This is a genomic window from Collimonas humicola, from assembly GCF_018304945.1.
In the GTDB taxonomy this organism is placed as follows: Bacteria; Pseudomonadota; Gammaproteobacteria; order Burkholderiales; family Burkholderiaceae_D; genus Collimonas; species Collimonas humicola.
Map to the genome: position 1 here is coordinate 109,737 of NZ_JAGQEE010000003.1, position 12,553 is coordinate 122,289.

Below are 12,553 nucleotides of genomic sequence, written 5' to 3' on the forward strand. Positions count from 1 at the left end.
GTCAGTCACGCTTGATCTTTGCCAGTGGGTGGTCTGCAGGATAGGTCGGGCGGACCGGCGTTTTGGCGCCCAGCATCACGCACATCAGCGCATCTTCTTCACCGATATTGATTTCTTCGCGATACACGCCGGGCGGAATCGACACCACATCGCGCTCGGTCAGGACGGTTTCATAGCGCTCGCCGTCTTTCTCCAGCACCAGCTTGAGCTTGCCCCGGAGGACGAAAAATACTTCCTCGACGTCCACGTGCAGGTGCGGCGGCCCCTCATGGCCGGCCGGAATGATCATGGTGGAAAAAGTAAAATGCTCGGATGGAATCACGCTGCTGTCGCTGGCCACGCCGGTGCCGCCGGTGCCGATGTAGCGCATTTGCGCGCGGCGGTATTTGGGATCGTGGTCGGCCTGGAATTTCAAGGCGTTCCAGTCGTACTTGCGGCTGGAAAAGCGCGCCACCCGGCTATCCATCCACTGGCCGAAACTGCTGCCCTCGGCCCGGTCCCAGCTGCGCTCGATATTCTGTTGTCCGGATAAATCTGTCATTGGTTTCTCCTTGCGTTAGTGCGTTCTGGTGAGTACTGACTTAGTTCATGACAAAGCCGCCGTTGACGGCCATGACCTGCCCGGTATAGAAGCGGGACAAATCTGACAGGGCAAAAACGACCGCGCCGCAGACGTCTTCCGGCAGCTGCTCGCGCTGGATGGCGCGATGGTCGTGGTACATCTGATGACGCGCCTGCGGCACATATTCAGTCGCTTCCACCAGCGTCAGGCCCGGCGCTATCGCGTTGACGGTGATGTTGTCGGCGCCCAGCTCGCGCGCCAGCGAACGCGTCATGCCGATCACCGCGCTCTTGCTCGCCACGTAAGCCAGCAGGTTGGGCGCGCCCCACAACGGCGTGTCGGAAGCCAGGTTGACGATGCTGCCGCGGCCGCACTGGCGCAGCGCCGCCAGGCAGGCATTGGTCATGAGCCAGGTGCCGCGCACGTTGACGTCCATGACCCTGTCCCACATCGCGATTTCCAGCTGCTCGGTGGTGCGCCCGCCGGAATTGGTCACGGCGGCGTTATTGACCAGGCCGTCGAGTCCGCCAAGCCAGGCTATTGCCTGCCCGCTGCATTGCTCGATGGATTGCGGATCGGCCAGGTCGAGCTTGAATCCAGCCACTTTCAGGCCGCGCTGCTGCAGGCCGGCGAGCGCTTGCTGCAAGCTGTCTTCCAGAATGTCCGCCAGCGCCACGCTGGCGCCGGCTTCCGCTGCGGCGGCCGCAAACGCCAATCCCAGGCCGCGTGCCGCGCCGGTAATCAGAATCCGCCGCCCTGCCAGTAGTTGAATGCTCTGCGTCATATGTGGCCCGTTGTCGTGATATTTATTTGTTTCATATATGAACCAATGATTTATATATGAGTCGTTAAATTGAAATATATCAGATATTTCGCAAAAAGCTAGGGTTTTTCCTTCCTTTTGTCTCTTTTTGATTCTTATATAAGTCGATGATTTATATATGAAATGTTACAAATAGCGCGTCCTGTTCAGGCGCCGGCCTCGGCAGCTGTCCCGAGACAGCCGGAAGCGCTCGACTTTGCCGAGGGGCGCCCATGGATCGCTATGCGCCGATGCCAGACGCAGCAGCGGCGGTCATTTGGAGGTCGCTTCGCTGGCGCAGCCAAAGAATCAGGCCGCATGCGAACACCACCAGCTGGGTGCCGATCAGCAATGCAAATCCGGCAAAAAAACCCGATCCGGCGGTGGCCGACGCTCCCGAGCCCGCGGCGACGGCGCTGATCACGCCTCCCATCAGGGCCGGCATGAATCCCGCTACCAGGCTGCCGGTGCCGTTGACCACGCCGAAGGCGCTGGCGATATGCTCCGGGCGCGAATAATATTGCACGGTGCTGGGTATCGCCGGACTGAGCAGCCCCCAGAAGAAATTGGCGGCAATCAGGCTGTAGGCGGCCCAGTAGGGGCTCGCCACATTGATGGCAAACAGCACCGACAAAGCCACGCCCAGGCTGGCCGCCATGAAGATGAAAGGCACGCGCTTGCGCTCGATCTTGTCGATGATGACGCCGCCCAGCAGCACGGCCAGCACCAGTGCGTACTGCGGCAAGGAGGCAAGCCAGCCCATTTCCTTGATCGAGAAGCCGCGCGCCTCTTTCAGGTAGGCCGGCAGCCAGTTGCTGCTGCCCCACAAATACGCCAGCGCGGCCGACGTCAGGATCGTGACCAGCATCAGGTTACGTGTCTTCAGCGCGCCTTTGATGATCTCGCCCGCCCGCGCCATGGCATCGCCCAGCGAACTCGGCCGCTCCGCATACACCGCCATTTTCGGCATGCGGACAAAAGCCAGCACCAGCGGGATGCCCAGCACGATATTCAGCAGGCCGATCAGGTAGAACGACATTTCCCAATGAAAGCTGAGCAGCATGTAGCCGACGATCGGATAGCCGAGCGCCAGGCCAAGGCCGGTTCCCATGTTGACGAAAGAATTGGGCTTGCCGTTTTCGCGACTTTCAAAATGCGCCTTGATGTAAGACGACGCCAGGGAAAACAAGGGCCCTTCCGCCACCCCGAGCAAGACGCGCGACGCCACCAGGATGCCGTAGCCATGGAAATGCGGCGTCATGAAAGTAACCACGCCCCACATGGCCAGGCCGTAGATGAGGCTGCGGCGGACGCCGAACAAGGCGGCGCAGAACGGCGTCAGGATAAAAGCGGAAATTCCGTAGCCCAGCATGAACGCCGTGGCCAGGAACCCCTGGCTGGCGCGGTCGCCCTTGGCGATGTCTATATGATTCAGAAATGCCGGATCGGTGATCAGCACCGAAATGTTGATCCTGTCCACATACGAGATGGCGACGACGATAAACAAGGTAATCACGCCATACCAGCGGCCGCTATTCGACTTCATAAAATCTCCAATGTTATTGAATTATTTTTTAGTAGCGTCCGCTTGCCTGCACAAGTTAGTCGTCTTTTGTTTCATATATAAAACAATGACTCATATATGGAGCTATTGCCTCAAAATATAGCAGAGAATTTGGGAAATGGAAGGATTTTTTGTTTTGCATGCGATTTACTGTTTTATATGCAAGACAAGTTGATATGCCGGATTGTTCGACGGATCGCCGCCGGACGAGCGGCCCGCAATGCAAAAGGGGATGGGATTGCGCTGCTACGCGTAGCGGGAATTGGAGAGGCGCCGGCAAAGAGAGGAAGACTTGCAAAAACGCAGGCAAACAAAACCCCCGGGAGCCGTGGCTGGCCGGGGGTGTTGCTGATTGTCCCGATTGAACCCTTACAGGATGGATTCCATCAAGGCTTGATTCTGATGATTTCGCTGATGTGGGCTTTGCCGTTCAGCGGCTTGAACACGTGAACCAACGCTGGGAAGCGCGGAGCGTTTGGCGCGACAACCTCCCCGGTGCACAGGAAGCAGTAATTCGTGCCGGCGACGATTTGCGTGGCGAAAGCCGAGGGCACGTAGTTCACCCCGACAAAGCCATCCAGCGCTTCTTTCAGCACTGCTCTTGCTACGCCCGTGATTTCATAGTCAAAGGAGCTCCAGCCACCCGGAAATTCTGTTGTCATGATGTTCACCCTTATGATGACCGCATGTTCGGATGCCCGTCACTGTCGCGGCCTTCCAGCGACAGGCTACAAAAAATCCAGAAACCATGCTGCGCCGCAGCGGCGCCCATCCCGAGAATCCAGCAGCTTGAAAATATTTCCAAAAGGAAATTAGAAGGCTATCCTAGTCGCATGCCCTGAGAAAAAATACTGTTGAAAGTGACAGGTATCGCCGGCGGACCGGGGCGGCAATGCGGGCGACTGAAAAGCTGCCCGGATCAGCGTGCGCTCACACCCATTAACGCAAGCCACAGGCTTATCGCTGCGGCAAATCTCAAATAACGGTTGCAGCAAGCGCCGTCAGCACAACCACCAGCCAGGACGGCCATTTCCAGGCCAGCAGCAGGAAAAACGCCAGCGCCGCAAGGCAGAAATCGGCCGGCCTCAGGATAGCGCCGCTCCAGACCGGGTTGTAGAACGCCGCCAGCAGCAGCCCGACCACCGCCGCGTTGATGCCCGTCAAAGCCCTTCTGGCGCCGGCATGCTGCCGCAGCGCTTCCAGGAACGGCAGCGCGCCGCAGACCAGCAGGAACGATGGAAGAAAAATCGCCGCGACGGCAAGCAGCCCGCCCAGCCAACCGTTGGGCATCCGGGACGATACGCTGCCAAGATAGGCGGCGAAGGTGAATAAAGGCCCGGGCACGGCCTGCACCGCGCCATATCCCGCCAGGAACAGCTCGTTCGAAACCCAGCCCCTGGGCACCACTTCCGCCTGCAGCAGCGGCAGCACCACGTGGCCGCCGCCGAACACCAGCGCCCCCACCCGGAAGAACACATCGACAAGTTCGGCGACATAGCGTCCGGAAGCCTCTGCCAGCAAGGGCAGCGTCGCCAGCAACGCCAGGCAGAGCGCGATGGCCGCAACGCCGGCGCGGCGGCTGATGCGCGAGGCAGGCAGTTTCTCCAGGGAGACCGGCGCCGCCTTCAGAAACAGCACGCCGGCCACGCCTCCCGCCAGGATGACGCCGATCTGGCCGACGGCGTTGGGCAAGGCCACAGCGATGCACGCCGCGACCAGTGCGATAGCGGCCCGTTTCGCATCCGGCGTCAGGCTCCGCGCCATCCCCCACAGCGCCTGCGCCACCACTGCCACGGCGACCACCTTCAATCCATGCAGCCAGCCGCCGGCCAAGGCAGCGTCCCTATGCGCGACAAAGAGACCGAACAGGATGAGCATCAGCGCCGACGGCGCAGTAAATCCCAGCCACGCGGCGAATCCTCCCGCATAGCCGGCCCGGGTCAGGCCCAGCGCAATGCCGACCTGGCTGCTGGCAGGCCCGGGCAGCAGCTGGCACAGCGCCACCAGGTCGGCATAGGCCGACTCGGCCAGCCATTGGCGCCGCTCCACGAACTCCGTCCGGAAATAACCGAGATGCGCGACCGGTCCGCCAAACGATGTCAGGCCCAGCCGCAGAAAGACGAGGAATACCGTTAAGGGGGAATCGGGGGAATCGCGCATTTTCGGAGGGATTGTGATTTTTCTGTCCGCCTGCATCTTAGGCCAAACGCTGCCGCTCAAAGCCGGCGGTCGAGAAGCCTGTTAATCTTCCGGTCTGACATTCCGGCGCCGCCGAATTTTCAAACAGATCAATATCAGCCAACAAGGAATTTTCATGAGCGATCTTTCGATTTTCCCTATCACCAGGAAATGGCCTGCACTGCAACCAGACCGCATCCAGCTGTACTCCCTGCCGACGCCCAACGGCGTCAAGATCTCGATCATGCTGGAAGAAACCGGCCTGCCTTACGAGCCGCATCTGGTCAGCTTCGAAAGCAACGACCAGGCCTCGCCGGAATTCCTGTCGCTCAACCCGAACAACAAGATCCCCGCCATCATCGATCCCGACGGCCCCGGCGGCAAGCCGCTGCCGCTGTTTGAATCGGGCGCGATCCTGCTGTACCTGGCGGACAAGAGCGGCAAGTTCATGCCGGCCGATCCCGCCGGCCGCTACGAAACGATACAGTGGCTGATGTTCCAGATGGGCGGCATCGGACCGATGTTCGGCCAGCTTGGATTTTTCAACAAGTTCGCCGGCAAGGATTACGAAGACAAGCGTCCGCGCGACCGCTACGCGGCGGAATCGAAACGCCTGCTGGCAGTGCTCAACCAGCGCCTGGCGGAACGCAGCTGGATCATGGGCGATGCCTACACCATCGCCGACATCGCTACGTTCCCGTGGATACGCAACCTGATCGGCTTCTACGAAGCCGGCGACCTGGTCGGCATTGCCGATTTTCCGCACGTCACGCGAGCCCTCAACGCTTTCCTCGCACGTCCGGCGGTGATAGCCGGCCTGACGATTCCGAAACGCTCCTGAACGACCGACAAAGGACTGCCGCCGGAACTGCCGTCCGACAGTTCCGGCAGCCACCAGCGTCAGAGACGCTCGATGATCAGGGCGATGCCCTGGCCGCCGCCGATGCACATGGTGATCAGGCCATAGCGCTTGCCGGTGCGGATCAGCTCATACAGGCATTTGACGGCGATGATGGTGCCGCTCGCGCCCAGCGGATGGCCGAGGGCGATGGCGCCGCCGTTGACGTTGGTCAGCGCCGGATCGAGCCCCAATCCTTTGCACACGCCCAGCGACTGCGCGGCGAACGCCTCATTCGATTCGATCACCGCCATGTCGGCCAGGCTCAGGCCGGCGCGTTTCAGGGCCAGCTGGACTGCCGGAATCGGACCGGTGCCCATGATCGTAGGATCGACCCCCGCCACACCGTAGGAAACCACGCGCGCCAGCGGCTTCAGGCCGGCCTGCGCGGCAGCGTCGGCCGCCATCAGGACGCAGGCCGCCGCGCCGTCGTTGATGCCTGAAGCATTGCCGGCGGTGACTGTGCCGCCCTCTTTCTTGAACGCCGGCTTGAGCTTGGCCAGCGATTCCATGCTGGCGTCGGCCTTCGGATATTCGTCGGTATCGAACAGCGCGACGCCCTTGCGCGTCTTGATTTCCACCGGCACGATCTGCGACTTGAAATGGCCGGCCGCGATCGCCGCCGTTGCGCGCTGCTGGCTTTCCAGCGCGAACGCGTCCTGCTCTTCGCGCGAGATGCTGTATTTCTCGGCAACGTTTTCAGCGGTGATGCCCATATGGCCGCCGCCGAAAGGATCGGACAAGGCGCCCACCATCATGTCGATCATCTTGATGTCGCCCATGCGCGCGCCGAAGCGTGCCGCCTGGGTCGCATACAGCGAACGGCTCATGCTTTCCACGCCGCCGCCGACCGCGACATCGGTCTCGCCCAGCTGGATGGCGTTGGCGGCAGTGATGATGGCTTGCAAACCCGAGCCGCACAGGCGGTTCAGCGTCAGCGCCGTCGATTCCTTGCCCATGCCGGCATTCAGGCCGACCACGCGCGATACATACATGTCGCGCGCTTCGGTATGGATGACGTTGCCGAAAATGATCTGGCCGGCCTGCTTCGGATCGACGCCGGCGCGCGCAAACGCTTCCTTGACCGCGACCGCCCCCAGTTCGCCCGGCGCGATATCCTTCAATGCGCCGCCGAATGCCCCGATCGCCGTACGGGCTGCGCCGACGATAACGACTTCTTTTGCCATGCTTATCTCCTTGCTTTAGTAATCTGATGACAAGACCTGCTTGCCGCCTTGCCGGAACGCATATTGATTGGTGACAAATGCATTCCAGGCGCCTTCGGCACTACTTTAGCAGGCATCCGCTTTCCAGTCCTGCCCGGCATGCGGCTTTCCCGGAATGGCTTGAGATATTGGTTGAATTGGCCAGAGAGCGGGTGCGCCCTCCCCGCCGCTGTCAGTCGCTTACAATTTCCACCAATCCGCGCTGCCGCAGCCAGCTCAGCAAACGCCAGGCTTTTTGAAGGTTCATGGATTGGCCGAGCAAGTCGAGCACAGAAGATAGCGCGGCCTTTTGCGACAAGATTTCCAGGCGCGGCAGTATCGCTTCGTTTTCCCAAAACGCCAGCGGCCGCTCCAGGTGCGGGTGCCGCATGGCAGGCCGCAATTCGACTTTGTCGCCCGTGACGCAGGGAAGCGAAACTATCTGCACCAGGTGATGAAAGCGAATCATCTGACTGGTTTGCATATCCAGGCCGGCTTGAATGACCGGTTCGCGGTAGCTGGCCAGCTGATCAATTTCCTGTTGCAGCGCCTCGCTCATGAGCAGGGCTTCGCGATTGCCGGGCGCCGCTGCCATCCCCGGCGTCGAACGCTCCTGCCAGAATGGCTGCTCGCTACACCAGGCCTGCCGGTAATAGGCCGCCGTCCAGAAATGATGGCGGGCACAGGTTTCAATCAAACGCTGCCGGTAAAAATCATGCGCCAGGGTTCGCTGCGCCTCGTTGCCGGCCTGCAGCACAGTGTGAATCGCAATCGCCGCCTGCAATGAAAACCGCATCGCCTTTTCTACTCCGGACGATGATATCGGGTCCAGCGCGAATGCCGCATCGCCAAGTTTCAGACGGCCGTCCTGCCAGCTGTCGACCGCCACATACGGCGTCGCCGCACACATTTGCAGCGGACTGCAAAACGGCTGCCGGGCCGCGCCGGCAAACAAGCTGCTTGCGCCGCAATGATGGCGCAGCCGCGATTCGGGCCGGCCTGGACCGAGCTGGCGTGAAACAAGCGGATCGGATAGCAGCATGATGCGATAACGCCGGTCCGGCAGGCGGGTGCCCCACAGCCAGCCTTGCTCCAGCGCCTCCACCTGGGTGACATGCGCCAATTCGGAAGGGATGTCGCTTTCTGCAATTTCTGCCCACATGGCAGATAAGCGCGGCGCACAGAGCATTTGCCGGGGCTGGCTGTTCCGGCGTCCCTGGGCATCCAGGATCATCCGGGCCTGCACTTGATGGGTGGCGTTTGGCGTTGAGAAAGCCAGCTGCCAGTCTCCCGCGCGGCCGCCGACGCTGTCCAGGCTGGCTGGCTGATGCACTTCGATTCCGCGCGCAATTGCCAGCCGCAGCAAGGCCGCATCGAAGGCCGAACGGTCGACTACCGCGGCGTCGGCATGGGCTACCGTTTCGGCAGTCCTGCTGCGCCAGCTCAGGCGCGTCGGCAAACGGGTCAGGTGGGGCACGTTTTCCAGGGCCTGGTTGGCGTCCAGAAAATCGATGATGTTTTTCACGCCGGGGGTCAGGGCTTCGCCAATCTGGGGGCGCGGCCAGGCAGCGCTGCGTTCGATCAGTACAACGCGATAGCCGAGCTGCTGCAAGCGCAGCGCCGCACACAAGCCGGCCGGGCCGGCGCCGATGATGAACATATCGGCCCGCTGGCTCATGTCACTCCGTGTTTGCGCTGTCGCCGCCGGCAAACCAGGCCGGCGCCAGCTGGCCGAGGCGGCCGTGCGCGCCGATGGTGTAATGCAGCCAGCCGCGGATGTAATCGCAGGCGCTGCGGCCGCGCGCCAGCACTTCATGATGGCAGCCGCCGCCGCACATATAGCGCGCCCAGCAGGAATTGCAGGGCTGCTGCCGGTGTACGTGGCGTTGCTCCAGCCAGACGGTCTGGCGGCCGGCGTCGACGCCGGCGGCAAGATCGCCCATCCTGCCGGCCGCATCGCCGACAAAGCGATGGCAGGCCGAAAGTTCACCTTCGGCGGAAACGCCGAAATAGCCGGCGCCGGCGCCGCAGGGATAAGGACGATGCGTGCCGCGCTGAATTTCACGCAGGGCGTTTTGCATGTTCATGAAAGGGTAACGCTGCCCCAGCATGACATGCTGTTCAAACGCCAGGCCGCAGGCGATCATTCCCTGCAACATGTCTTCCATATCCTCCGGTCCCATTTCCGCCTGTCCGTTGGAGGCGCGCAATAGCGGCGAAAAGCCGACGCTATGGAAATCCATGCCGATAAATAAATCGAGCGTGCGCGGCAGGTTCAGATTGAAGGGCGTGACGGTCACCCGCGCCGATACCTGCATCCGGCGCTGCCGTTCCAGCAGCGGCGCGACACGTTCGATGATCTGGTCGAAAGAGCCTTTGCCGCCTTTGAACGGCCGCAAGCGGTTGTGCTGCTCGGCCGGGCCATCCAGGCTGACGGTCACGGCAAAACCGTGCTCCTCGAAAAAATCGGCATCGTCCGCTTGCAAGAGACTGCCATTGGTCGTGATCGAAAAGCGGCAATCGACTGCGCGTTGCCCGGCCTGTTCCTGCGCGTAGCGGGTGACGGCGCGCAGCGCCTGGCGATTCGCCAGCGGCTCGCCGCCCATGAAGGCCAGGTTGACCTTGGCGCCGGGCGCGGCCTTGGCCAGCAGCAGGTCGACGGCTTGCCTGGCCGTCTCCAGTTCCATGTTCTTTGCTTTGCCGCCAAACTCGCCCTGCTGCGCGTAACAGTAGGTGCATCCCAGATTGCATTTTTGTGCAATCGCCAGAGACAAGGCGTGCACCGGCGGCGCGGCCAGCGGCGTATCGTCAATCAAGGGCGCCAGCTGCAAGCCGCTGCTCGCGATCAAGCCTTGCACGACGGCGTCGTCCATGCCATCCAGCGCGGTCCTGAATTCGGCCGCCAGTGCGGGCGGCAAATGGAATAGACGACTGCCGTTCACCACCAGCAGCTGTGCGCCGTGCGCATCTTCGATCAGATGGGCGTCGCGTTGCCGCGGCCGTGAAGCCTCGACGATACACGCTGCCAGCGCCGGGGCCATGCCGGCCCCCGACGCAGCAGCGGCCAATGCCGCGGGAATCCGGCCGGCATCCTGCAGCGCCGCCTGGTCAAGCTTCATCGGCATCTTTCCCGCGGATGACGAACTGCAGATCCTCTTGCCAGGATTTGAACAAGTCATCGTAGGACCACAGACGGGTATCGACCCGATTATCCGGAATGTAAGTACCGGTGCGTTTCTTTGCAAACCACATATCGCCCTTGGAAAGACCGTCCTGGCCCGGCTCCACGTTCACATAGTCCGGACGCGACGCAGCCCAGTAATAGCAGGCGCATTCGCGATAGTCGTTTTGCCAGGGCGCGCACAAGCCTTGGGTCAGCTCCCCCGGTTGCAGCATGTCGGTATTGATGGCGGCGGTTTCGTCCTCAAAGAAGCGGCGCATGGTCAGGTTGACCTTCAGCGTTTCGGTTTGCGACGTCACCAGCACTTCATCGGTGGCATTGGCGTAGGTGGTGAACTCGCACTCGACCACCTGTCCCTGCAGGTGCATGATGCGGGCAAATGAATTCGACCATTCCATGAACGAGACCGCATTCGGGTTGGCGGCGCTGGCCAGTGTGCCGGACGAGCCGTTCGGCATGACCGGGCCGCTGGTGGCAACCATGGTGCCAACATCCAGGCCGGCAAAACGCAGCAGCCGGCGTGTCGCCAGGTGCTGGAATTTCGGCTCGGCTTCGACCACATAGTTGTTGTTCTCGACCAAGGTAATGCCTTCGAAAGCGCGCCGCCACAGATTCCGGAAATCGAATTCCAGCCCCGGGAAGCAGTTGGAGATCGCGCTGCGCGGCAGCACCGAGGCGGGATTTCCGGCGCCGCGATGATGGATTTGCGCCGTCAGGTTGTTGGCGCGTATCGTCATGTTTTTACCGGACATTTTTGCCTCCGTCTGGATTGGTTTGGCCGAACATCGCATTGCGGGCGGCCTTGATCACCATGTTGATGTGGCGCCGGGTCAGGGTCAGGCTGCGGCCGTCGGCGCCGCGCATCAGGGCCGGCATCTTGCGCAGCCCTTCCGACGTCAGGTCGCCGATTTCCTCAGGCTGGCGCAAAACCTTGGCGAACCATGGCGCGCCGCCGGCGCTCAAGGTGCTGAATACCCGCTCATGCAAGGCGCGCAAGGCGAGATTGTCGACGATGGATGGAGCTGCAATCGGTTCGTAGTACCGTTCGAAATCGGCGCTGTTTTGCCGCACCATGGTGCTGGCCACGTTCAATTGCCCATTGAATGGATTGCCGTTCATCACGGCTGAATTCATCAGGCGCACGGTCTCCAGGGCGCGTAGCACGATTTCGGTTGCGGCGTCGAGCGAAACGCTTTCTTCCGCCACTTCCGGTCCGTACAGGATTTGCTCCATTTCGTCCGACACCACCCGGATCGGCAGCGTGTCGGGAGCGAACGCCGGCGGCCCGGCGCCGATATAGCCGTGCGCCCATAGCTGGCTGCCATCCTTGCGCGTCAAGCCGATGCGCGCCACGCCGTCGCATTCGTCGTCAAGGTAGCCCCAGCTGACCTGGTTGCCGTCCTTGTCGGCGTAGCCGGCGTAGATGCCGGCCGGGTTGGTCAGGGTCGGGCCTGTGCTTTCTGTGTAGTTCAGCCAGTCGCCTTTCTTTTCGTCGTACAGCACCAGGTGTTCGTGATCGATCACCGGATCGTCGTGCAGCTTCAGGTCGTGGTACGATTCGCGCCGTTTCATCCTGGTGCCGTACACAATCCCGGCTGCCGGCGTGTAGCGCAGCCGGATTTCCGGGAATTGCGCGCTCGGCTTGATGAACTGGATATAGCCAAGCGGCAGCTTCTTGCGCGGATGGAAATTTGGGCAGTGGCCTTCCATCGCATGGCGCTGATGGTCTTTCAGGGTATGCAGGCTGGCGTGGATCTTGTCGTCCTTGTTATTGGTGCGGCGGTAGATCTTGATGTTGCCCAGCTCGATATCCCAATGCAGCGCGGTCAGGTCCAGGTTTTCCGCTTGCAGCAGGGCCAGCGTCAGTGGCTGCAGTTCTTCCGGCGATTCGCTGGTGCGCGCATAGACTTCCAGGAAAGGCGCGACCGGGCGGATTTTTTTATTTTCGTCCTTGAAGCGGATGGTTTCCGGCACATAGCAGCGCAGGATTTCGCCGCTCGCCGGATCGACGTCAAAGCTCGGGCGCGGTACGATGCGGCGGTAGTCAAACGGCTGATCGGGATTGACTTCCAGGTCAAACGCTTCCAGCGGCGTCGCTGCGGCCCCCAAGCGTCCGATGGCGATGGGCGGCAGGATGCGGAGTTCTAAGATCGGCATGACGGG

General features: G+C 61.5%; 11 protein-coding genes. 1 reads left to right on the forward strand and 10 read right to left on the reverse strand.

From position 1 onward, the window contains the following. Window position 1: 1 nt before the first annotated feature. From KHU30_RS12100 to chrA, 5 genes are all read right to left on the reverse strand, one after another. Window positions 2-541 carry a cupin domain-containing protein gene (locus tag KHU30_RS12100; RefSeq protein WP_211442905.1) on the reverse strand — a complete coding sequence of 180 codons (540 nt, stop codon included), beginning with the start codon at window positions 539-541 and terminating at the stop codon, window positions 2-4. A gap of 40 nt (window positions 542-581) precedes the next feature. Beyond that, a complete protein-coding gene (locus tag KHU30_RS12105; RefSeq protein ID WP_211442906.1) occupies window positions 582-1,346 on the reverse strand; it encodes an SDR family oxidoreductase in 765 nt (254 codons plus the stop codon). Window positions 1,347-1,605: 259 nt separating this feature from the next. After that, the gene (locus tag KHU30_RS12110) at window positions 1,606-2,910 is read right to left on the reverse strand and encodes an MFS transporter (protein WP_211442907.1); all 1,305 of its coding nucleotides are present in this window, start codon (window positions 2,908-2,910) and stop codon (window positions 1,606-1,608) included. A 404-nt stretch (window positions 2,911-3,314) separates the two neighbouring features. Next, window positions 3,315-3,590, reverse strand: coding sequence for a hypothetical protein (locus KHU30_RS12115; RefSeq protein WP_211442908.1), 276 nt, complete (start codon window positions 3,588-3,590; stop codon window positions 3,315-3,317). A 313-nt stretch (window positions 3,591-3,903) separates the two neighbouring features. Then, window positions 3,904-5,088: a chromate efflux transporter gene (chrA, locus tag KHU30_RS12120; RefSeq protein ID WP_211442909.1), complete on the reverse strand. Its 1,185-nt coding sequence runs from the start codon at window positions 5,086-5,088 to the stop codon at window positions 3,904-3,906. A gap of 154 nt (window positions 5,089-5,242) precedes the next feature. Here chrA and KHU30_RS12125 point away from each other — a divergent pair, with 154 nt between their 5' ends. Then, window positions 5,243-5,947: a glutathione S-transferase N-terminal domain-containing protein gene (locus KHU30_RS12125; protein ID WP_211442910.1), complete on the forward strand. Its 705-nt coding sequence runs from the start codon at window positions 5,243-5,245 to the stop codon at window positions 5,945-5,947. Window positions 5,948-6,006: 59 nt separating this feature from the next. On the opposite strand, the gene KHU30_RS12130 is transcribed toward KHU30_RS12125, so the two are convergent. The 5 genes from KHU30_RS12130 to KHU30_RS12150 all read right to left on the reverse strand — a co-directional run bounded on the left by KHU30_RS12130 (window position 6,007) and on the right by KHU30_RS12150 (window position 12,547). Continuing rightward, a complete protein-coding gene (locus tag KHU30_RS12130) occupies window positions 6,007-7,191 on the reverse strand; it encodes an acetyl-CoA C-acyltransferase family protein (protein WP_211442911.1) in 1,185 nt (394 codons plus the stop codon). Window positions 7,192-7,402: 211 nt separating this feature from the next. Beyond that, window positions 7,403-8,887 (reverse strand): flavin-dependent monooxygenase QhpG, encoded by a 1,485-nt coding sequence (gene qhpG, locus KHU30_RS12135; protein WP_211442912.1) that lies wholly within the window; start codon window positions 8,885-8,887, stop codon window positions 7,403-7,405. 1 nt (window position 8,888) lies between these two features. Then, window positions 8,889-10,334 (reverse strand): radical SAM/SPASM domain-containing protein, encoded by a 1,446-nt coding sequence (locus tag KHU30_RS12140; protein WP_230427349.1) that lies wholly within the window; start codon window positions 10,332-10,334, stop codon window positions 8,889-8,891. Further along, on the reverse strand, window positions 10,318-11,142 hold the full coding sequence (locus KHU30_RS12145; RefSeq protein WP_211442913.1) for a LodA/GoxA family CTQ-dependent oxidase: 825 nt from the start codon (window positions 11,140-11,142) through the stop codon (window positions 10,318-10,320). The genes KHU30_RS12140 and KHU30_RS12145 overlap by 17 nt, the downstream gene beginning before the upstream one ends. Further along, a complete protein-coding gene (locus tag KHU30_RS12150; RefSeq protein ID WP_211442914.1) occupies window positions 11,132-12,547 on the reverse strand; it encodes a hypothetical protein in 1,416 nt (471 codons plus the stop codon). Before KHU30_RS12150 ends, KHU30_RS12145 begins: the two co-directional genes overlap by 11 nt. Window positions 12,548-12,553: the final 6 nt, after the last annotated feature.

Bases quoted from the DNA above. Each gene is read 5' to 3' on its own strand.
- KHU30_RS12115 (WP_211442908.1), bottom strand. From the start codon at position 3,590: ATGACAACAGAATTTCCGGGTGGCTGGAGCTCCTTTGACTATGAAATC.
- KHU30_RS12105 (WP_211442906.1), bottom strand. From the start codon at position 1,346: ATGACGCAGAGCATTCAACTACTGGCAGGGCGGCGGATTCTGATTACC.
- KHU30_RS12150 (WP_211442914.1), bottom strand. From the start codon at position 12,547: ATGCCGATCTTAGAACTCCGCATCCTGCCGCCCATCGCCATCGGACGC.
- KHU30_RS12100 (WP_211442905.1), bottom strand. From the start codon at position 541: ATGACAGATTTATCCGGACAACAGAATATCGAGCGCAGCTGGGACCGG.
- KHU30_RS12125 (WP_211442910.1), top strand. From the start codon at position 5,243: ATGAGCGATCTTTCGATTTTCCCTATCACCAGGAAATGGCCTGCACTG.
- KHU30_RS12130 (WP_211442911.1), bottom strand. From the start codon at position 7,191: ATGGCAAAAGAAGTCGTTATCGTCGGCGCAGCCCGTACGGCGATCGGG.
- KHU30_RS12145 (WP_211442913.1), bottom strand. From the start codon at position 11,142: ATGTCCGGTAAAAACATGACGATACGCGCCAACAACCTGACGGCGCAA.
- chrA (WP_211442909.1), bottom strand. From the start codon at position 5,088: ATGCGCGATTCCCCCGATTCCCCCTTAACGGTATTCCTCGTCTTTCTG.
- qhpG (WP_211442912.1), bottom strand. From the start codon at position 8,887: ATGAGCCAGCGGGCCGATATGTTCATCATCGGCGCCGGCCCGGCCGGC.
- KHU30_RS12110 (WP_211442907.1), bottom strand. From the start codon at position 2,910: ATGAAGTCGAATAGCGGCCGCTGGTATGGCGTGATTACCTTGTTTATC.
- KHU30_RS12140 (WP_230427349.1), bottom strand. From the start codon at position 10,334: ATGCCGATGAAGCTTGACCAGGCGGCGCTGCAGGATGCCGGCCGGATT.